Annotated in this window: 11 protein-coding genes, 3 tRNA genes and 3 rRNA genes; 9 read left to right on the top strand and 8 right to left on the bottom strand. The window is 42.1% G+C overall.

Features of this window, described 5'->3' with window-relative positions:
• Positions 1-218: 218 nt before the first annotated feature.
• The 9 genes from gmk (at position 219) to rrf (ending at position 11,660) form a co-directional block, all read left to right on the top strand.
• Positions 219-845, top strand: a complete 627-nt coding sequence (gene gmk / locus PARA_RS10170; RefSeq protein WP_041918290.1) for a guanylate kinase — start codon at positions 219-221, stop codon at positions 843-845.
• Positions 846-905: 60 nt separating this feature from the next.
• The gene (rpoZ, locus tag PARA_RS10165) at positions 906-1,172 is read left to right on the top strand and encodes a DNA-directed RNA polymerase subunit omega (protein ID WP_005698386.1); all 267 of its coding nucleotides are present in this window, start codon (positions 906-908) and stop codon (positions 1,170-1,172) included.
• Between the two features lie 75 nt (positions 1,173-1,247).
• Entirely contained in the window at positions 1,248-3,368 is a 2,121-nt protein-coding gene (gene spoT / locus PARA_RS10160; RefSeq protein WP_014065707.1) for a bifunctional GTP diphosphokinase/guanosine-3',5'-bis pyrophosphate 3'-pyrophosphohydrolase, read from the top strand.
• Positions 3,368-5,449, top strand: a complete 2,082-nt coding sequence (recG, locus tag PARA_RS10155) for an ATP-dependent DNA helicase RecG (protein ID WP_014065706.1) — start codon at positions 3,368-3,370, stop codon at positions 5,447-5,449. The genes spoT and recG overlap by 1 nt, the downstream gene beginning before the upstream one ends.
• Positions 5,450-5,479: 30 nt before the next feature.
• Entirely contained in the window at positions 5,480-6,271 is a 792-nt protein-coding gene (murI, locus tag PARA_RS10150; RefSeq protein ID WP_014065705.1) for a glutamate racemase, read from the top strand.
• 320 nt (positions 6,272-6,591) lie between these two features.
• Positions 6,592-8,131 (top strand): 16S ribosomal RNA (locus tag PARA_RS10145).
• Positions 8,132-8,243: 112 nt separating this feature from the next.
• A tRNA-Glu gene (locus tag PARA_RS10140) sits at positions 8,244-8,319 on the top strand.
• A gap of 180 nt (positions 8,320-8,499) precedes the next feature.
• Positions 8,500-11,397, top strand: a 23S ribosomal RNA gene (locus PARA_RS10135).
• Between the two features lie 147 nt (positions 11,398-11,544).
• A 5S ribosomal RNA gene (gene rrf, locus PARA_RS10130) occupies positions 11,545-11,660 on the top strand.
• The 16S, 23S and 5S rRNA genes sit together here with 1 tRNA gene alongside, the layout of an rRNA operon.
• Positions 11,661-11,831: 171 nt before the next feature.
• Here the strand turns inward: rrf and glnE are convergent.
• The 8 genes from glnE to orn form a co-directional block, all read right to left on the bottom strand.
• Positions 11,832-14,765, bottom strand: coding sequence for a bifunctional [glutamate--ammonia ligase]-adenylyl-L-tyrosine phosphorylase/[glutamate--ammonia-ligase] adenylyltransferase (gene glnE, locus PARA_RS10125; RefSeq protein WP_014065704.1), 2,934 nt, complete (start codon positions 14,763-14,765; stop codon positions 11,832-11,834).
• A gap of 3 nt (positions 14,766-14,768) precedes the next feature.
• On the bottom strand, positions 14,769-15,722 hold the full coding sequence (miaA, locus tag PARA_RS10120) for a tRNA (adenosine(37)-N6)-dimethylallyltransferase MiaA (RefSeq protein WP_014065703.1): 954 nt from the start codon (positions 15,720-15,722) through the stop codon (positions 14,769-14,771).
• Position 15,723: 1 nt separating this feature from the next.
• Entirely contained in the window at positions 15,724-17,574 is a 1,851-nt protein-coding gene (mutL, locus tag PARA_RS10115) for a DNA mismatch repair endonuclease MutL (RefSeq protein WP_014065702.1), read from the bottom strand.
• 8 nt (positions 17,575-17,582) lie between these two features.
• A complete protein-coding gene (locus PARA_RS10110) occupies positions 17,583-19,196 on the bottom strand; it encodes an N-acetylmuramoyl-L-alanine amidase (RefSeq protein ID WP_014065701.1) in 1,614 nt (537 codons plus the stop codon).
• An 11-nt stretch (positions 19,197-19,207) separates the two neighbouring features.
• Positions 19,208-19,678, bottom strand: coding sequence for a tRNA (adenosine(37)-N6)-threonylcarbamoyltransferase complex ATPase subunit type 1 TsaE (gene tsaE / locus PARA_RS10105; protein WP_014065700.1), 471 nt, complete (start codon positions 19,676-19,678; stop codon positions 19,208-19,210).
• Between the two features lie 116 nt (positions 19,679-19,794).
• Positions 19,795-19,870, bottom strand: a tRNA-Gly gene (locus tag PARA_RS10100).
• Positions 19,871-19,890: 20 nt separating this feature from the next.
• Positions 19,891-19,966: transfer RNA gene (locus tag PARA_RS10095), tRNA-Gly, on the bottom strand.
• A gap of 93 nt (positions 19,967-20,059) precedes the next feature.
• Entirely contained in the window at positions 20,060-20,608 is a 549-nt protein-coding gene (orn, locus tag PARA_RS10090; protein WP_014065699.1) for an oligoribonuclease, read from the bottom strand.
• Positions 20,609-20,650: the final 42 nt, after the last annotated feature.

Below are 20,650 nucleotides of genomic sequence, written 5' to 3'. Positions count from 1 at the left end.
AGATTTTCACCTTCTATTTTTTTAAGTTAAACAAAATCGTTGCTCTAACGAGTTCTTCTGGATTATAGCACGGGCATTTTGATAAAAAAAAGGGTATATACCACTTTTTTGTGATCTTGATCACTTTTTAACGAGGATGAAAAACAAATGAAATTTTGACCGCACTTTTCATTTTCTTTTTGTATAATAAAAACAAACAACAAGAAGAGGTTTCAATTATGTCTCAAGGTAATTTATATATTCTTTCTGCACCAAGTGGGGCGGGCAAGTCATCATTAATTTCCGCGTTATTAGAGAAGAATCAAGGCACGAAAAAAATGGTGTCTATTTCACACACAACGCGTTCTCCTCGTCCAGGCGAAAGTCATGGTGTGCATTATTATTTTGTTTCCGTAGAAGAATTTGAAACCTTAATTGAAAAAGGCCACTTCTTAGAATATGCAAAAGTGTTTGGTGGTAATTATTACGGCACTTCATTGCCAGCAATTGAAGAAAACTTGGCTAAGGGCATTGATGTGTTTTTAGATATTGACTGGCAAGGTGCACAGCAAATTCGCCAAAAAGTACCTTCTGTAAAAAGTATTTTCATTTTGCCTCCCTCATTACCTGAATTAGAACGTCGCTTGGTTGGACGCGGACAGGATAGCAAAGAGGTTATTGCTGAGCGAATGTCAAAAGCAATCAGCGAAATTTCGCATTATGATGAATATGATTACGTGATTGTGAATGATAATTTTGAACAGGCATTGGCAGATTTACAAAGCATTTTGCAGGCAGAACGCTTGACCAAAGCTTATCAACAGACAGAAAATGCAGACTTAATTCATCAGCTACTAGCAAAATAAGCTTGAATTGAGTACAATATTTTCCCTTTATAGACATTATTTTTAACATCGGAGTAAAACATGGCTCGAGTGACTGTGCAAGATGCAGTAGAAAAAATTGGTAACCGTTTTGATTTAATTTTAACCGCCGCTCGTCGTGCGAGACAATTAGAATTACATCAAAGTGAGCCGTTAGTGCCGGAAGATAACGATAAACCAACTGTAATCGCATTACGTGAAATCGAAAAAGGATTAATCAACCAAGAAATCATGGATGCAAAAGAGTATTTAGATGCGGCAGCTTCTCAACGTAATGAAGAAGTGGCAGTAGCGTTAATCGCAGAATAATCTCATTAAAGTGCGGTCAAAATTAAAGTTATTTTGATCGCCTAGTCTTTCTCTCTACAAAAAGTCAGGTGTCCTTTGGAATTGTTTGCCGATTTAGATCGAATTATTCAGGGGTATTTGCCCGCCGATAAAATTGAATTAATCAAACGTGCATTCGTCATTGCGCGAGATGCTCACGAAGGACAATTTCGCTCAAGCGGCGAACCTTACATTACTCACCCTGTTGCGGTAGCCTCAATCATCGCAGAAATGCATTTAGACCATGAAGCAATCATGGCTGCATTATTGCATGATGTTATCGAAGATACCCCTTATACCGAATCCCAATTAAAAGATGAATTTGGCGCTAGTGTAGCTGAAATTGTTGATGGCGTATCTAAACTAGATAAATTGAAATTCCGTACCCGCCAAGAAGCGCAGGTTGAAAACTTCCGCAAAATGATTTTAGCGATGACTCGAGATATTCGCGTCGTCTTAATCAAATTGGCTGACCGTACCCATAATATGCGAACGTTGGGCTCATTGCGTCCTGATAAACGTCGTCGTATCGCAAAAGAAACTCTAGAGATTTACTGTCCATTAGCCCACCGTTTAGGCATCGAGCATATCAAGAATGAATTAGAAGATTTATCTTTTGAAGCAATGCATCCTCGCCGTTATGAAGTACTTAAAAAGCTCGTCGAACAAGCGCGTGGTTCTCGTCAAGAATTGATTCAACGCATTTCTAATGATATTTCACAACGTCTTGAGAATACGGGCATTCCTAGTCGTATTTGGGGACGTGAAAAACATCTCTATAAAATCTATCAAAAAATGCGCATGAAAGATCAGAAATTCCATTCTATTATGGATATTTATGCTTTCCGCGTTATTGTGAATTCGGTGGATGATTGCTATCGCGGGTTGGGGCAAATGCATAGTTTGTATAAGCCTCGCCCTGGTAAAGTGAAAGATTATATTGCTGTGCCACGTGCAAATGGCTATCAAGCACTACAAACCTCGATGATAGGCCCTCATGGTGTACCCGTAGAAGTTCATCTTCAGACTGAAGAAATGGAACAGGTTGCTGAAATGGGCGTTACCGCTCATTGGGTGTATAAAGAAGGTGGTAAAAACGATAGCACCACTGCTCAAGTACGTGCTCAACGTTGGTTACAAAGCCTGGTAGATATTCAACAAAACGTGGGTAACTCCTTTGAGTTTATTGAAAATGTAAAATCTGAGTTCTTCCCGAAAGAAATCTATGTCTTTACGCCGAAAGGTCGTATCGTTGAATTACCAATGGGCGCAACAGCTGTCGATTTTGCTTATGCCGTGCATTCTGATGTGGGAAATCATTGCGTTGCGGCAGTGGTAGAGCATAAACCTTATCCGTTATCACAAGCTTTAGAGTCTGGTCAAACTGTTGAGATTGTAACCAGTGAAAATACTCATCCAAGTGTCAGTTGGCTAAACTTTGTGGTGACCGCTCGCGCAAGAACTCGTATTCGTCATTTCTTAAAATTATTGCGTGCAGATGATGCCGTTCAAACGGGTAAAAAACAGCTAGAAATGGCCCTGAAACCACATTATCTCTCTGAGGTTTCTGAAGAGAAAATCCAAGCAGTACTGAATGAATTGAATCTCTCAAGTCTTAATGAGCTTTTTATGGAAATTGGTGTGGGCAATCAAATGTCGAGCGTTATTGCTCACCAATTAATGGATGAAGCTATTGAAATTGATGTGGATGGCGTTTCTGAAAATACGCAAAGCACACTAACATTAAGCCGAGATGGTGAAATGAAAGCGTCTTTCGCTCAATGTTGTCATCCAATTCCGGGTGATCCTATCGTGGCCTTAAGCACTGCGAAAAAAGGTGTAGTGGTACATCATCAAGCTTGTTCTAATTTAGCGTCAAGTAATACGAAAGATTTTACTGCCGCAAAATGGGAAGAGGCTGAAAGTGCGGTCAATTTTGATGCTGAATTACACATTGAAATGCTTAATGAGCAAAATGCATTAGGTAGCCTCATGACAGCCGTCACGACTTGCGAAAGTAATATTCAAAGTATTTGGACAGAAGAATTAGAGAATAATGTGCTATTAGTCATTATCCAAGTCGGCGCAAGAGATATCTATCATTTAGAAAACATTATGCGAAAAATCAAACAAATTACCAGTGTGATTCGTTTGAAGCGCAATATTAATGAAGCATAATGAGCACGCAACTTCTCGATGCTGTTCCTCTAACCACTTTATCTGGTGTAGGCGCGGCAATCTCCGATAAATTAAGCCGTCTTGGAATTCATAATCTCCAAGACTTACTTTTTCATTTACCTATCCGTTATGAAGATCGCACGAGAATAACACCCATTGCTGATCTTCGTCCTGAACAATATGCCACCATTGAAGGTGTTGTTCAAACCTGTGAAGTTGCCTTTGGGCGCCGTCCTATTTTAACTGTAAGTCTCTCTGATGGAACAAGCAAAATTATGCTTCGTTTCTTCAATTTTAATGTAGGGATGAAAAATAGTTTTCAGATTGGTACGCGCGTCAAAGCGTTTGGTGAAATTAAACGCGGGCGTTTTATGGCGGAAATTCATCATCCTGAGTATCAAATTATACGGGATAATGCTCCATTGGTTTTAGAGGAAACGCTCACACCAATTTATTCCACAACAGAAGGTTTAAAACAAAATTCATTACGTAAGCTAACCGATCAAGCATTGGCTTTACTCGATAAAATCCAATTAACGGAAATTTTACCTAATGAATTTAATCCACATCCTTTTAGCCTAAAGGATGCTATTCGATTTTTGCATCGTCCACCGCCAGATATCTCATTAGATATTTTGGAGAAAGGACAACATCCCGCACAGCAACGACTTATCTTTGAAGAGCTTCTTGCACATAATCTTGCGATGCAAAAAGTGCGGTTGGGTACGCAGCAGTTTTTAGCGTTGCCATTGCATTATCAAACTAATTTGAAGCAACGTTTTCTTGCATCTTTGCCTTTTCAACCAACCAATGCCCAAAATAGAGTGGTGGCCGATATTGAACAGGATTTAGCAAAAGATTATCCGATGATGCGACTTGTTCAAGGGGATGTAGGCTCAGGGAAAACGTTAGTGGCAGCCTTAGCTGCCTTATTAGCGATTGATAATGGCAAACAAGTGGCTTTAATGGCGCCAACAGAGATTTTAGCGGAACAGCATGCAAATAATTTCCGCCGTTGGTTAGAACCTTTTGGTATTGAAGTAGGCTGGTTAGCGGGTAAGGTGAAAGGGAAAGCTCGCCAAACCGAATTGGAAAAGATTAAATCAGGTGCTGTGCAAATGGTGGTGGGTACACATGCTTTATTCCAAGAAGAAGTGGAATTTGCTGATTTAGCCTTGGTAATTATTGATGAACAGCATCGTTTTGGTGTGCATCAACGTCTAATGTTGCGAGAAAAAGGCGAAAAAGCAGGATTTTATCCACATCAACTGATTATGACAGCAACACCAATCCCGAGAACGTTAGCGATGACGGTTTATGCTGATCTTGATACGTCGATTATTGACGAATTGCCACCAGGTCGAACGCCGATTACGACAGTGGTTATTTCTGAAGAGCGTCGAGATGAAATCGTTGCTCGAGTCAAGAATGCCTGTATTAATGAAAAACGTCAGGCTTATTGGGTTTGTACTTTAATTGATGAGTCTGAAGTATTAGAAGCGCAAGCAGCCGAGGCCATTTGGGAAGATTTAACGAAAGCGTTGCCGATGCTTAAAATTGGTCTTGTACATGGGCGAATGAAACCGCAAGAAAAACAAGATATTATGGCTGCCTTTAAAAGTGCAGAACTCGATTTGCTTGTGGCCACAACCGTAATCGAAGTGGGCGTAGATGTGCCGAATGCCAGTCTTATGATCATTGAAAATGCTGAGCGCTTAGGTTTATCACAACTCCATCAGTTACGTGGGCGAGTAGGACGTGGCAGCACGGCTTCTTTTTGTGTCCTAATGTATAAACCGCCATTGGGTAAAGTGTCGCAAAAACGTTTACAGGTACTACGCGATAGCCAAGATGGCTTTGTGATTTCGGAAAAAGATTTAGAAATTCGCGGCCCGGGTGAGGTATTGGGCACTAAGCAGACAGGGATCGCCGAATTTAAGGTGGCGAATTTAATGCGCGATCGTAAAATGATTCCAACCGTTCAACATTATGCTAAAGCATTAATAGTGAAATACCCGGATGTGGCAGAAAGTTTAATCCGCCGTTGGCTAAATAATCGAGAAATTTATTCGAATGCCTAAAGTGCGGTTATTTTTGAAAGAGTTTTATAAATGAATAAACCAACGGTACTTTTCTTTGATTCAGGAATGGGGGGCTTAAGCGTTTATCGAGAAGCGAAAAAGCTCATGCCTGATAACCATTATTTGTATTGCTTTGACAATGCGGGTTTCCCCTATTCAGAAAAATCAGAAGAAACAATCATTCAGCGAACATTGGATATTTGTAAAAAAATTAATCAGAATTATCCACTTGATGCCATTGTGATTGCTTGTAATACCGCGAGTACAGTAGTGTTACCGCCTTTACGTGAACAATTTTCTATTCCGATTGTAGGAACCGTACCAGCCATCAAGCCTGCAGCAGAAATATCACAAACAAAACATATTGGTCTATTGGCAACAAAGGGCACGGTTAAACGCCCTTATGTTAATGATCTTATTCATCAGTTTGCCTCCCATTGCATAGTAGAACGATTAGGCTCAACTAAATTGGTTGAAATCGCAGAGCATAAAATCCAAGGAAAATCGGTCGATTTGATTGCATTGAAAAATGAATTAAGTCCTTGGGCCTCAATAGAGAATTTAGATACGATTTGTTTAGGCTGTACCCATTTCCCTTTAATTAAAGATGAAATTCAAATTTGCTTACCTCAAGTGAAGAATTTTATGGATCCAGGATTCGCTATTGCCAAGCGGTTGCAGTTCTTACTTGATAAATTAGAAGTGCAGTCAAAATCTGAGGTGAAAAATCAGGTCTTTTGTACGCAAGATGTAGAGAATAAACATCAATTAGAACAGGCATTAGCGCTTTGGGGATTTGATGGCATTACCGTTTTAAAATGATTTTTTCTCGTCATGTTGGTGCGTTTATAAGCAAATAGCAAAAAAATTTACATTTTTTTACAAAAAGATCTTGCAAAGGCATCTGAAATGCCTATAATACGCCCCACACAACGACGCGCTGTTGTGAAGCTTTATAAAACCAGTGCGTCGTTGTTTTTTGCTCTTTAACAATATATCAGACAATCTGTGTGGGCACTTGTTGATTGACTTGTTTTAAAAATATTTTTTAATTTTGAAGTCTTAATAGGTGCTAACTAGAAATTCATAATACTTTTTTAAGTAGTGACATTTTATGTCAGCAGTATTGAGCGATTGAACTTGAATTGAAGAGTTTGATCATGGCTCAGATTGAACGCTGGCGGCAGGCTTAACACATGCAAGTCGAACGGTAACATAAAGAAGCTTGCTTCTTTGATGACGAGTGGCGGACGGGTGAGTAATGCTTGGGAATCTAGCTTATGGAGGGGGATAACTACGGGAAACTGTAGCTAATACCGCGTAATATCGAAAGATTAAAGTGTGGGACCTTCGGGCCACATGCCATAGGATGAGCCCAAGTGGGATTAGGTAGTTGGTGAAGTAAAGGCTCACCAAGCCGACGATCTCTAGCTGGTCTGAGAGGATGACCAGCCACACTGGGACTGAGACACGGCCCAGACTCCTACGGGAGGCAGCAGTGGGGAATATTGCGCAATGGGGGCAACCCTGACGCAGCCATGCCGCGTGAATGAAGAAGGCCTTCGGGTTGTAAAGTTCTTTCGGTAGCGAGGAAGGCATTTAGTTTAATAGACTAGGTGATTGACGTTAACTACAGAAGAAGCACCGGCTAACTCCGTGCCAGCAGCCGCGGTAATACGGAGGGTGCGAGCGTTAATCGGAATAACTGGGCGTAAAGGGCACGCAGGCGGTGACTTAAGTGAGGTGTGAAAGCCCCGGGCTTAACCTGGGAATTGCATTTCATACTGGGTCGCTAGAGTACTTTAGGGAGGGGTAGAATTCCACGTGTAGCGGTGAAATGCGTAGAGATGTGGAGGAATACCGAAGGCGAAGGCAGCCCCTTGGGAATGTACTGACGCTCATGTGCGAAAGCGTGGGGAGCAAACAGGATTAGATACCCTGGTAGTCCACGCTGTAAACGATGTCGATTTGGGGGTTGAACTTTAGGTTTGGCGCCCGTAGCTAACGTGATAAATCGACCGCCTGGGGAGTACGGCCGCAAGGTTAAAACTCAAATGAATTGACGGGGGCCCGCACAAGCGGTGGAGCATGTGGTTTAATTCGATGCAACGCGAAGAACCTTACCTACTCTTGACATCCAGAGAACTTTTCAGAGATGGATTGGTGCCTTCGGGAACTCTGAGACAGGTGCTGCATGGCTGTCGTCAGCTCGTGTTGTGAAATGTTGGGTTAAGTCCCGCAACGAGCGCAACCCTTATCCTTTGTTGCCAGCGATTAGGTCGGGAACTCAAAGGAGACTGCCGGTGATAAACCGGAGGAAGGTGGGGATGACGTCAAGTCATCATGGCCCTTACGAGTAGGGCTACACACGTGCTACAATGGCGTATACAGAGGGAAGCGATAGTGCGAGCTGGAGCGAATCTCACAAAGTACGTCTAAGTCCGGATTGGAGTCTGCAACTCGACTCCATGAAGTCGGAATCGCTAGTAATCGCAAATCAGAATGTTGCGGTGAATACGTTCCCGGGCCTTGTACACACCGCCCGTCACACCATGGGAGTGGGTTGTACCAGAAGTAGATAGCTTAACCTTCGGGAGGGCGTTTACCACGGTATGATTCATGACTGGGGTGAAGTCGTAACAAGGTAACCGTAGGGGAACCTGCGGTTGGATCACCTCCTTACCAAAAACGAGAGGCAATAAGTGTCCACACAGATTGATTGATATATTGTAGAAAATGAATGAAGAGAGAAAAGTGCGTAAGCAAAATGTAAGATAGAGTATCTTTATTTGTTGTCCCCATCGTCTAGAGGCCTAGGACATCGCCCTTTCACGGCGGTAACCGGGGTTCGAATCCCCGTGGGGACGCCAAATAAAGATAACTTTATTATCTTCTGTTCTTTAACAACCAGGAAACAAGCTGAAAAACTGAAGAGACTTTCAAGTCCTTTAAGGATAAGAAAAAGTCTGAGTAAGAATAAAATCTTGATTGAACAAAAGCAATCAAGTGTTTAGTTGAAAACACAACATCAAGAATTTTTGAGGTTGTATAGTTAAGTGACTAAGCGTACAAGGTGGATGCCTTGGCAATCAGAGGCGATGAAGGACGTGCTAATCTGCGAAAAGCTTGGATGAGTCGATAAGAGGCGTTTAATCCAAGATGTCCGAATGGGGAAACCCAGTAGATGAAGAATCTACTATCACTTACTGAATCCATAGGTAAGTGAGGCAAACCGGGAGAACTGAAACATCTAAGTACCCCGAGGAAAAGAAATCAACCGAGATTTCGTTAGTAGCGGCGAGCGAACGCGAAGGAGCCTGTTAGTGATAATGACAGAGACAGAGGAACAAGCTGGGAAGTTTGGCGATACAGGGTGATAGCCCCGTACTCGAAGTCCAGGTCATGGTACTAAGCTAACGATAAGTAGGGCGGGACACGTGATATCCTGTTTGAAGATGGGGGGACCATCCTCCAAGGCTAAATACTCCTGATTGACCGATAGTGAACCAGTACTGTGAAGGAAAGGCGAAAAGAACCCCGGTGAGGGGAGTGAAATAGAACCTGAAACCTTGTACGTACAAGCAGTGGGAGCCCTTTAAGGGTGACTGCGTACCTTTTGTATAATGGGTCAGCGACTTATATTTTGTAGCGAGGTTAACCGAATAGGGGAGCCGAAGGGAAACCGAGTCTTAACTGGGCGTCTAGTTGCAAGGTATAGACCCGAAACCCGGTGATCTAGCCATGGGCAGGTTGAAGGTTGGGTAACACTAACTGGAGGACCGAACCGACTAATGTTGAAAAATTAGCGGATGACTTGTGGCTGGGGGTGAAAGGCCAATCAAACCGGGAGATAGCTGGTTCTCCCCGAAATCTATTTAGGTAGAGCCTTGAGCGGACACCTTCGGGGGTAGAGCACTGTTTCGGCTAGGGGTCCATCCCGGATTACCAACCCGATGCAAACTACGAATACCGAAGAGTGATACTCAGGAGACACACGGCGGGTGCTAACGTCCGTCGTGGAGAGGGAAACAACCCAGACCGCCAGCTAAGGTCCCAAAGTCTATATTAAGTGGGAAACGAAGTGGGAAGGCTTAGACAGCTAGGATGTTGGCTTAGAAGCAGCCATCATTTAAAGAAAGCGTAATAGCTCACTAGTCGAGTCGGCCTGCGCGGAAGATGTAACGGGGCTCAAATATAGCACCGAAGCTGCGGCATCAGACGAAAGTCTGTTGGGTAGGGGAGCGTTCTGTAAGCGGATGAAGGTGGCTCGAGAGGGCTGCTGGACGTATCAGAAGTGCGAATGCTGACATAAGTAACGATAAAACGGGTGAAAAACCCGTTCGCCGGAAGACCAAGGGTTCCTGTCCAACGTTAATCGGGGCAGGGTGAGTCGGCCCCTAAGGCGAGGCTGAAAAGCGTAGTCGATGGGAAACGGGTTAATATTCCCGTACTTGGATAAACTGCGATGTGGGGACGGAGCAGGTTAGGTTATCGCACTGTTGGATATGTGCGTTTAAGTTTGTAGGTGTGAAGTTTAGGCAAATCCGGACTTCTTTAACACTGAGAGATGATGACGAGGCTCTACGGAGCTGAAGTAACCGATACCACACTTCCAGGAAAAGCCACTAAGCTTCAGGTTTATCTAAACCGTACTGAAAACCGACACAGGTGGTCAGGTAGAGAATACTCAGGCGCTTGAGAGAACTCGGGTGAAGGAACTAGGCAAAATAGCACCGTAACTTCGGGAGAAGGTGCGCCGGCGTAGATTGTAGTCCCTTGCGGGCGAAGGTTGAACCGGTCGAAGATACCAGCTGGCTGCAACTGTTTATTAAAAACACAGCACTCTGCAAACACGAAAGTGGACGTATAGGGTGTGATGCCTGCCCGGTGCTGGAAGGTTAATTGATGGTGTAATCGAAAGAGAAGCTCCTGATCGAAGCCCCAGTAAACGGCGGCCGTAACTATAACGGTCCTAAGGTAGCGAAATTCCTTGTCGGGTAAGTTCCGACCTGCACGAATGGCATAATGATGGCCAGGCTGTCTCCACCCGAGACTCAGTGAAATTGAAATCGCCGTGAAGATGCGGTGTACCCGCGGCTAGACGGAAAGACCCCGTGAACCTTTACTATAGCTTGACACTGAACATTGAATTTTGATGTGTAGGATAGGTGGGAGACTATGAAGATGATACGCCAGTATTGTTGGAGTCGTCCTTGAAATACCACCCTTTAACGTTTGATGTTCTAACGAAGATTACGAAACGTGGTCTCGGACAGTGTCTGGTGGGTAGTTTGACTGGGGCGGTCTCCTCCCAAAGAGTAACGGAGGAGCACGAAGGTTTGCTAATGACGGTCGGACATCGTCAGGTTAGTGCAATGGTATAAGCAAGCTTAACTGCGAGACAGACAAGTCGAGCAGGTACGAAAGTAGGTCATAGTGATCCGGTGGTTCTGAATGGAAGGGCCATCGCTCAACGGATAAAAGGTACTCCGGGGATAACAGGCTGATACCGCCCAAGAGTTCATATCGACGGCGGTGTTTGGCACCTCGATGTCGGCTCATCACATCCTGGGGCTGAAGTAGGTCCCAAGGGTATGGCTGTTCGCCATTTAAAGTGGTACGCGAGCTGGGTTTAGAACGTCGTGAGACAGTTCGGTCCCTATCTGCCGTGGGCGTTGGAGAATTGATTGGGGCTGCTCCTAGTACGAGAGGACCGGAGTGGACGCACCACTGGTGTTCCGGTTGTGTCGCCAGACGCATTGCCGGGTAGCTAAGTGCGGAAGAGATAAGTGCTGAAAGCATCTAAGCACGAAACTTGCCAAGAGATGAGTTCTCCCTGTCTTTAAGACAGTAAGGGTTGTTTAAGACTAAGACGTAGATAGGTCTGGTGTGTAAGCGGTGCGAGCCGTTGAGCTAACAGATACTAATTGCCCGAGAGGCTTAACTATACAACGCTCAAGGGTTTTGGGTGTTGAGAAGACGAAACAAACTCAGAGAAGAAAGAGAAAGTTTTGAAGTTAAATCAGCTTGTTTGGTTGTGAGCACTAGAGATAGTGAGAGCAGAAAGAGATAGAAGAAGTTATTAAAGGAATAATCCTGGCGGCGATAGAGCGGTGGTCCCACCTGACCCCATACCGAACTCAGAAGTGAAACGCCGATGCGCCGATGGTAGTGTGGGGCTTCCCCATGTGAGAGTAGGACACCGCCAGGTACTGAATAGAAGAACCCCGAGCTGAATGGCTTGGGGTGTTTTGTTTATGGATTTTTATTATATTTGAATTTGATAAGTTAAAGTACGGTAGAAAGTTAGGCTGTTTTTACTGTAGAGAATATATGAAAAGGAGTTTATCCCAAATATATTGGGATAGACTCCTTTAATCTTTTAAGAAAATAGCTTATTCCAAAAAGAACAAACAAATTCCCTTTCTTCTGCAAATACCGAATCATCAACAATGACAGGCTTTCCTAATAAGTTTAGGTGGTGAATTTTATTACGTAGTGTCACGTAGCAGGATTTGAGTTTTTCACACTCAGCTAGAGAAATAATGTGATATTCTGCCATGGAATCAAAAATGCGGACGTTATCAGACCATTTAGTTAATATTGGATTAGCTGGGGCATTTGCAAGCATCAGATACTGGGCGATAAATTCAATATCGGTAATACCACCACGATCTGTTTTGATATTAAAAAAGCCTTCTTTTGTATGAGATAGATGTTCGTACATTTTTTCACGCATTTCTCTTACTTCAATTTTTAGCTGATTAATATCTCTTTGAGCAGAAAGTACATTACAGCGAATTTTTTCAAATTCTGCTTTTAATTCTATTTCACCAAAAATGGCACGACTGCGGACGAGTGCCTGTTTCTCCCATGTCCATGCTTCATTGAGTTGATAGTTTTCAAATGCTTGAAGCGAACAGCCTAGTAAGCCTGCATCGCCTGAAGGTCGTAATCGCATATCAACATCGTAAAGTACACCTGCACTGGTATTCATGCTAAAAATGCTGACAATTTTTTGAGCCAATCTTAAATAGAATTGATTGCTATCAATGGATTTCTTCCCTCCAACAGTCACTCCTTCAACAGCTTGGTATAAAAAGACTAAATCCAAATCAGATTTATATCCGAGTTCAATTCCGCCTAATTTACCGTAGCCAATAACTAAAAAGCCTTTTTCAGTTTTATCTACAAGATGTTCGGGGACCCCAAATCGTTGACTGACTTGTTGCCAAGCAAAATTGACAACGGCATCAATGATTGCTTCTGCCAGATAAGTGAGATGATCGCTCACTTTCATAACAGGCAATACGCCGAGAATATCAGCGGCTGCAACACGTAATAAAATAGATTGCTTGAATTGGCGTAAACCGTCAATGAATTGTTCTTCATCGTCTTGCGGTAATCGCAGCATATATTGCTTTAATTCGTCAGGGTACTGCGTGAACGGCAATGGATTACGTAGCGCCTCAGTATTTAATAATTCATCGAGTAGAATAGGGTGACGAGCCACTTGTTCAGCAATCATCTGGGATTGCGCACATAGCTCAATTAGCTGCTCAATGGCTTGAGGATTTTCTAAGAGCAATTCCAAATATGTCGTTCTACTCGCAATTTTATCGACAATATTGAGGATACGTGGCAATAAAGTGCGGTAATTTTTTTGTTCAAATATTTGAGTGAAGATATTTGGCAATAAGTGAGCTAAAACTTCTCGACCACGAGAGCCAATAACACGGCGCGCAAGCCCCTCTTTGAATTGAATAAGTTTATCTAAGATATCGGAAATCGCGTCATCATCAATTTGATTATCGACCAACATTTGTTCAATATCGTCGAGATCACTTTCTAAAAAATCAATCCACTGATTACTGTCATCGGTACGTTCATCTTTTTCTTCACCAATTAATGTATCAAAAACTGACCGCACTTTTTGTTGGTGAGCCTGTAATGTTTGATAGAAATCATCCCAGTTTTCAATTGGATAAGATTTTATCGTAGACTGATTGTTCTCATCTAAGTAAGTGTATTCTCGACAAGCGACCATTAATCTAAGGCGATTTTCTTCATCTGTTGGGAGAAGTTGCGTCTGTTGATCATCAATAGCTTGTAGCACGTTTTCAGTGCGACGAAGGAAGATATAAGCTTCTCTTAATTCATGATATTGCTGAGGTGTAATTAAACCGAGATCCCGTATTTCGGGTAGAAGTTTAAGCAATTCATGTTGTTGGAGCTTAATCTCACGTCCACCTCGAATCAGTTGAAAAACTTGCACAATAAATTCGATTTCTCGAATTCCGCCAGCACCTAGTTTAATATTGTCTTTTAAGCCACGGCGGCGTACTTCACGCTCGATTTTACCTTTCATTTCACGTAAAGCTTGAATCACACTAAAATCAATATAGCGTCGATATACAAAAGGACGAAGTAATTGCTGCAAGGTTTTTACATTGGGATCTTGTTCATCGGCTCCTAAAATACGCCCTTTGATCATGGCATAGCGTTCCCAGTCTCGTCCTTGATCTTGGTAATATTGTTCCATCGCAGAAAAACTTAAGGCAAGCGCACCACTGTCGCCAAAAGGGCGAAGGCGCATATCCGTACGATAGACAAAGCCATCAGGCGTAAATTGATCCAATGCATTAATCAGACGTTGTCCTAAACGCGTAAAAAATTTGGCGTTATCAACGGCTCGTCTTGCACCAACGGTTTCTCCCTGTGAAGGATAGGTAAAAATTAAATCAATATCAGAGGAGAAATTTAGCTCAAAACCACCTAATTTTCCCATACCAAGAATATAGAGTTGCTGAGGATTGCTATTTTCATCGCAAGGCGTGCCCATTTCTTCGCAAGCTTGTTTGTACAGCCAATCTCTCGCACCGATGATAAGACTTTCAGCAAGTTGAGAAAGACGAATAAAAATTTCTTCTACGGTAGCAAGATTCAAGCTTTGACAGAAACTTAGTTTCGCCATTTCTTGATTTCGAAAATCTCGTAGCGTTTTGTAAAGCTGTTCTTCGTTTTGGATAGTGGAGAGTTGGTCAGCTAGATGGTTAGCGTAATGTTGACAATCTGAAAATTGAGGAGGTGTTTGCCACCATTGAGCTAAAAAGTGCGGGTGTTTTTTTAAGACTTTTTCCAAGAAATCAGACAGACTGATGGCATAGTTGATTTGTCCGATTGCTGTCGTGAGATCTGTTTCGTCCCGCTCGATTTGTTGGGTTATTTTATCAAGATTCATTTCAGGGAAATGTTGGCAAAGCACTTCGCCAAGTTGAATGAGTTTTTCAGTCGAAAGCGGAAGTGAAAGCGCCATAATTTACCCCTTAAAATGTTCGTCAATCTTGCGTAGTACGATTTCTTTGGCTTGTTGCGGTTGCAGACTATCTAGCCAATTTAATGGTGTTTTCCAGCCGCGCAGCCAGGTGATTTGTCGTTTTGCTAATTGGCGAGTCGCACAAATGCCACGGAAGACCATTTCTTCATGATCATAGTCACCACGTAAATATTCCCACATTTGTCGATAGCCCACACAGCGGATAGAAGGCAAATCAGGATGGAGATCTTCTCGTTGATAGAGTTTTTCAACCTCTTCTTGGAAACCTAATTCGATCATTTTATGGAAACGTTGTTCGATACGTTGATGTAACACCGCACGATCTTCTGGAGCAATAGCAAATTGTAAAAATTGATAAGGCAATTCTTCGCCTTTTTGTTCAGTTAATTCCGTTAATGATTTGCCCGTTAAATAGAATACTTCTAATGCACGATTAATGCGCTGAGAATCATTTGGATTGATACGCTCTGCAGAAATAGGATCAATTTTTTGTAATTCTTGATGAAGAGCAGGCCAGCCAAGTTTTTGCGCTTTTTCTTCAATTTCTAATCGTAACTTTTCATCAGCAGATGGAAGGGGGGAAAGTCCTTCAATCAATGCTTTGTAATACAACATAGTGCCGCCAACCAAAAGCGGAATTTTACCTTGCGCGGTAATATCAGCCATTTCTCTGAGTGCATCATCACGAAAATTCATCGCGGAATAACTTTCAGCGGGATCTAAAATATCGATTAATCGGTGGGGGGCAAGGGCTAGTTCCTCTTTAGAAGGCTTTGCCGTACCAATATCCATCCCTTTATAAATTAATGCAGAATCAACACTGATCACTTCCACGGGCAGGCTTTGACGTAATTGAATAGCAAGATCCGTTTTTCCTGAGGCTGTTGGTCCCATCAGAAAAAGTGCGGTTGGTTTAGAGTCAGTTTTTTGTGTCATATTACAAATCGCTTAAAAAAGGCTGCCAGTTAATCGGTTTCAGTAATGTATTAAATTTTTCTTGATAAGTTTTATTCAGTAAGCGTTCCGTTTCACTTAATAAGCTGACCGCATCCGCTAACACCTCAATCGGTTTCATCTCTAGCGTCTGACAAAGTGCGGTCAGAAAATCAGGCATATTTTCTACATGTTCAGCAAGCAGGCTCACCACACATTTTTGTAAGTTTTGTGTACGTAAAATTGCAGGCACTTTATTTAATGTAAGACGTAGCTGTGCTTCATTTTCAATAAATTCAAAACCACTTTGCTGAAAAAAAGCTTTTTGTTTTTTCCATTGTTCAAATTGTTTTTCATCTAAGCGAAAAATAATCGGAATGAGCAACGGTTGTTGCGAAATTTCACCCTGCTGTAAGGTTAATTCATAATTTAAGGTTTGCAATTTAGCTAATGACATCAAATAAAACTGCTGATTTTGTTGTAAAAGCAATGCTTTATTTTCAATTAATGCCAATGCGCGTAAATAGCCAGTTTCACTTGTCTGTGGGAGTTGTTGTTCAACAATAGAATTTGTAAAAACTTGAGAAGCTTCTGTTGAACGTACTAATTCCCCATATAAGCGTTGTTCAGTCTTTGTAGGCTGCTGTTCACGATAATCATACGACGGAACGTAATCACTACGGTTTGAAAAGTGCGGTCGATTTTCTGATTGTTTTTCACGAGGCTGATGATAATTCGAGGCAAAAATATTTTGCCCCGCCGCCGCACGATTGGGTTTCAGTTCATAGTGGGTTTGATACGAAGCCGAAGGCTCTCTTGTCTCATTTATCGTTGGCGCTAAATCCAATTCAGCTTGAGGAATGGCATTGAGTGCATTTGTTACGCCTTGGCAGATAAAATCATGAATTAAACGCGCTTGATGGAAACGCACCTCGTGTTTTGTTGGGTGCACGTTGACATCGACATCATGTGGATTGAGGTCGATAAATAGCACAAATGCAGGGTATTGCTCAGTATGCAAATGCTCCGCATAAGCTTGACGAATGGCGTGGGTGATCACTTTATCGCGCACCATTCGCCCATTGATATAACAATAGCTTAAATCATTCTGAGAACGGGTAAACTCAGGTGTCGCAACCCAACCAGAAAGATGTAAATCATCATGTTTCCAATCAATACGTAAGGCATGTTGAACAAAATCATCGCCACAAATAGCGGCAACACGTTTTAGTTGTTGTTCTTCATTTGTTGCAGGGCGATATTGTCGAACAATTTTGCCGTTATGTGTGAGCGTAAAAGCGATATTAAATTTCGCTAAAGCAATACGGCGAATGACTTCATCAATATGAGCAAATTCCGTTTTATCGGTGCGTAAGAATTTACGACGAGCAGGTGTATTAAAAAAGAGATTCGCCACTTCAACTGTCGTACCGACTGGATGAGACGCAGGTTTAATTGTGGTTTCCATCTCTCGCCCTTGCGCATAGACTTGCCATGCTTCATTTTGCTCTGCAGTGCGAGAGGTAAGCGTGAGACGAGAAACCGAGCTGATACTGGCAAGGGCTTCACCGCGGAAACCTAAACTTAAAATGGCTTCGAGATCATCAAGAACAGCAATTTTACTGGTTGCATGTCGAGCCAGCGCAAGGCTTAATTCTTCTTTAGGAATGCCACTGCCATTATCTCGAATACGAATCAGACTGGCGCCACCATTTTCAATATCAATATGAATTTTATTGGCACCAGCATCAAGGCTGTTTTCCACTAATTCTTTCACCACAGAGGCAGGGCGTTCGACCACTTCACCTGCGGCAATCTGATTAGCCAGCTGTGGAGAAAGAATTTTGATTGCCATAGGATTCCTTATTTTTCTTTAAGTTTGATTTTTTGCCCAGTCACGACTTTGCCGTTTTTCAATGTTGGGTTCAGTTTTAAAAGACGGTTAACCGGTACATTGTATTCACGAGAGATGGCATAGATAGTTTGATCGGCTTTCACTGTATGGTAAAGCGGGGGTTCTTTCTTGCCATCATCTTTCTTCTCATTTCCTTTTGAAGAAGTCTCTTTTTTATCGTTACCTTTTTTCTCAGGCTCTTTTTTATTCTCAGCTTTTTCTTGTTTTTGATCTTTTTTAGAAACCGCTTTTTCAGCTTCAACAATTTTGCTGTTTTTTCCTTTATTATCGGCTTTGGTTTTATCATCCGATTTAGGTTTTTCTTCTACCTTTTTACCCTTGCCGTTATCTGGAATTTTGATGGTTTCATTCAGCCAAAGTTCTTTACGTTTTAGTTTATTTAATTCAATAATTTCACTGACTTTTACATCATATTTGTTCGCCAGACTACCAATGCTTTCACCTGGTTTCACTTTATGACGGACGCCGCTGTCTTTGACATCGGAAGTGCGGTCTGATTTTTCAGTGTTTTTCTCTTCTTTTTTAGTTGGCTCTTCCGCTTTTTTGCCTTTGCCATTATCAGGAATCTTAATGGTTTCATTTAACCAAAGTTCTTTGCGTTTCAGTTTATTTAACTCAATGATTTCGCTGACTTTGACATCATATTTGTTCGCCAGACTACCAATGCTTTCACCGGGTTTCACTTTATGGCGAATACCGCTGTCTTTGACATCTGAAGTGCGGTCAGATTTTTCATTGTTTTTATCGTTTGATTTTGTAGATTTGCTGTCTTGCTCATCACTAGGTGGGACTGCAATCGCTTTTAAATTACCATTACGATAAGCAACCAAACCTTCGTAAATCATATAAGCAATACGACGACGATAAGCAATGGTATTCAGTTTTTGTTCTTCTTCCATATTGGAAAGGAAACCTGTTTCCACCAGAACAGAAGGAATATCGGGTGAACGCAATACGCCAAGGCTCGCATGTTGTGGCGTGCTGCGACTTAAGGAGGTTACGCGAGCAAAGCGACGTAAAATGCTGTTACCAAGTTCGTAGCCTGTACGTTGGCTGTGACCAAATTGTAGGTCGAGTACAGTTTGATCTAAATATTTGTCATTGTTATTGGAAAGTACTTTTCCTGCGCCACCTAAAAGCTCAGAGCGTTTTTCATCATCTTCTAACCATTGACCCATTTCATCGTTGGCACGGCGATTGGATAGCACCCAAACAGATGCGCCACGTTGGTCTGCATTGAGAGAGGAGTCAGCATGGATAGACACAAGGAAATTTGCTTTATATTTACGTGCGATTTCAGAACGTTCTGGCACGGAAATGTAGTAATCGCTACTGCGTGTTAAAACACCTTTGAAATTAGGATCTTTATCTAATAAGGCTTTTAATTCTCGCGCGATAGAAAGGGTGACATTTTTTTCATAAATGCCTAAATTTTTTCCGATAGCACCGGGATCTTTACCGCCGTGGCCGGGATCAATGGCAATTGTCCATTGTGGTGCGGCAAATACGGTAGTAGAAATTAGAGAAAATATTCCAAAAAGAAACGAAAATTTTGCTTTCATGTAAATCAATTTTATAGTTGTGTCAAAATATGCTCGCCCACTGAGTTTTGAGCAATTAGTGTAATGTTGCGAGCATCGTCGTAATAATCAATATTCACCAATAAATCAGGCTCAGGCAAGATGCCCTCACCTTTTTCTGCCCATTCGATTAAGCAGATACAATTTTGGCTGAAATAATCACGAATGCCCATAAATTCCAATTCTTCAGGATCGGCAAGACGATATAAATCAAAGTGATAAATCATTTTCCCTGCAATGCTATATTCTTCTACTAACGTGTAAGTAGGACTTTTGACATTGCCTTGGTAGCCTAAACCTTGCACCATTCCACGAGTCAGGGTGGTTTTCCCTGCACCAAGATCACCATTAAAATAAAGCACAATGGCGTTATCTTTCGGTTGTTTTACAAGCACTTCTGCGAGTTTTTTACCAAAACGGAGCATCGTGCCTTCATCAGGAATGTATTGGGTTAATTCGGTCATTCTTAGAGTGATTTTTTAGGTTAAAGTTTCTGAGGGATTTTATCGTATTTTGAAGGGAATATGTAGGGAAAATACAATAAAAAAATCCGCTGCTTTTCAGCAACGGATTGAGAATTTGGAGCGGGAAACGAGGCTCGAACTCGCGACCCCGACCTTGGCAAGGTCGTGCTCTACCAACTGAGCTATTCCCGCAGGGCATTCATGTGAAAATTTGGAGCGGGAAACGAGGCTCGAACTCGCGACCCCGACCTTGGCAAGGTCGTGCTCTACCAACTGAGCTATTCCCGCATTTCACATTGGTGAATGAGGCAACATTATACGAAAAAATTTATTCAACGCAAGCGCAGATTTCGCAAATGATTGAGTTTGCCTAAGTTTTCATCAACCCAGATTAATAAAGTGCTCACGGTAGTAAGCTAACTCTTTAATTGATTCTCGAATATCATCAAGGGCTAGATGGGTATTACCTTTTTTGAACCCGTCTAAAATCTCTGGTTTCCAGCGAGAAGCCAATTCTTTTAATGTGCTGACATCCACATGACGATAGTGGAAATAATCTGCTAAATCAGGCATGTATTTATAAAGAAAGCGTTTATCTTGGGCGATGCTATTACCACAAATCGGTGAAGCGCCTTTTGGTACCCAACGTTTTAAAAAATCTAATGTTTGTAATTCAGCTGCACGCTCAGTAATTTTGCTCGCTTTAACACGTTCCACTAAGCCATTCGCTGTGTGGGTTTTTACGCACCATTCGGACATTTTGTTTAATAATTCATCACTTTGATGCACCGCAATCACAGGTCCTTCAGCTAAAATATTGAGATCTTTATCGGTCACAATGGTCGCAATTTCAATAATGCGTTCTTTTTCAGGATCTAATCCGGTCATTTCTAAATCGATCCAAATCAGATTTTGTTTATCTAATTGCATAATATAAGGTATCCTATAAACATTTTTAATCCCGTTTATTTT

Origin of the sequence: Haemophilus parainfluenzae T3T1 (genome assembly GCF_000210895.1) — a bacterium.
Classification (GTDB): Bacteria; Pseudomonadota; Gammaproteobacteria; order Enterobacterales; family Pasteurellaceae; genus Haemophilus_D; species Haemophilus_D parainfluenzae_A.
The sequence above is the reverse complement of the archived record's forward strand: the minus strand, read 5'-3'. Positions and strand labels throughout refer to the sequence as shown.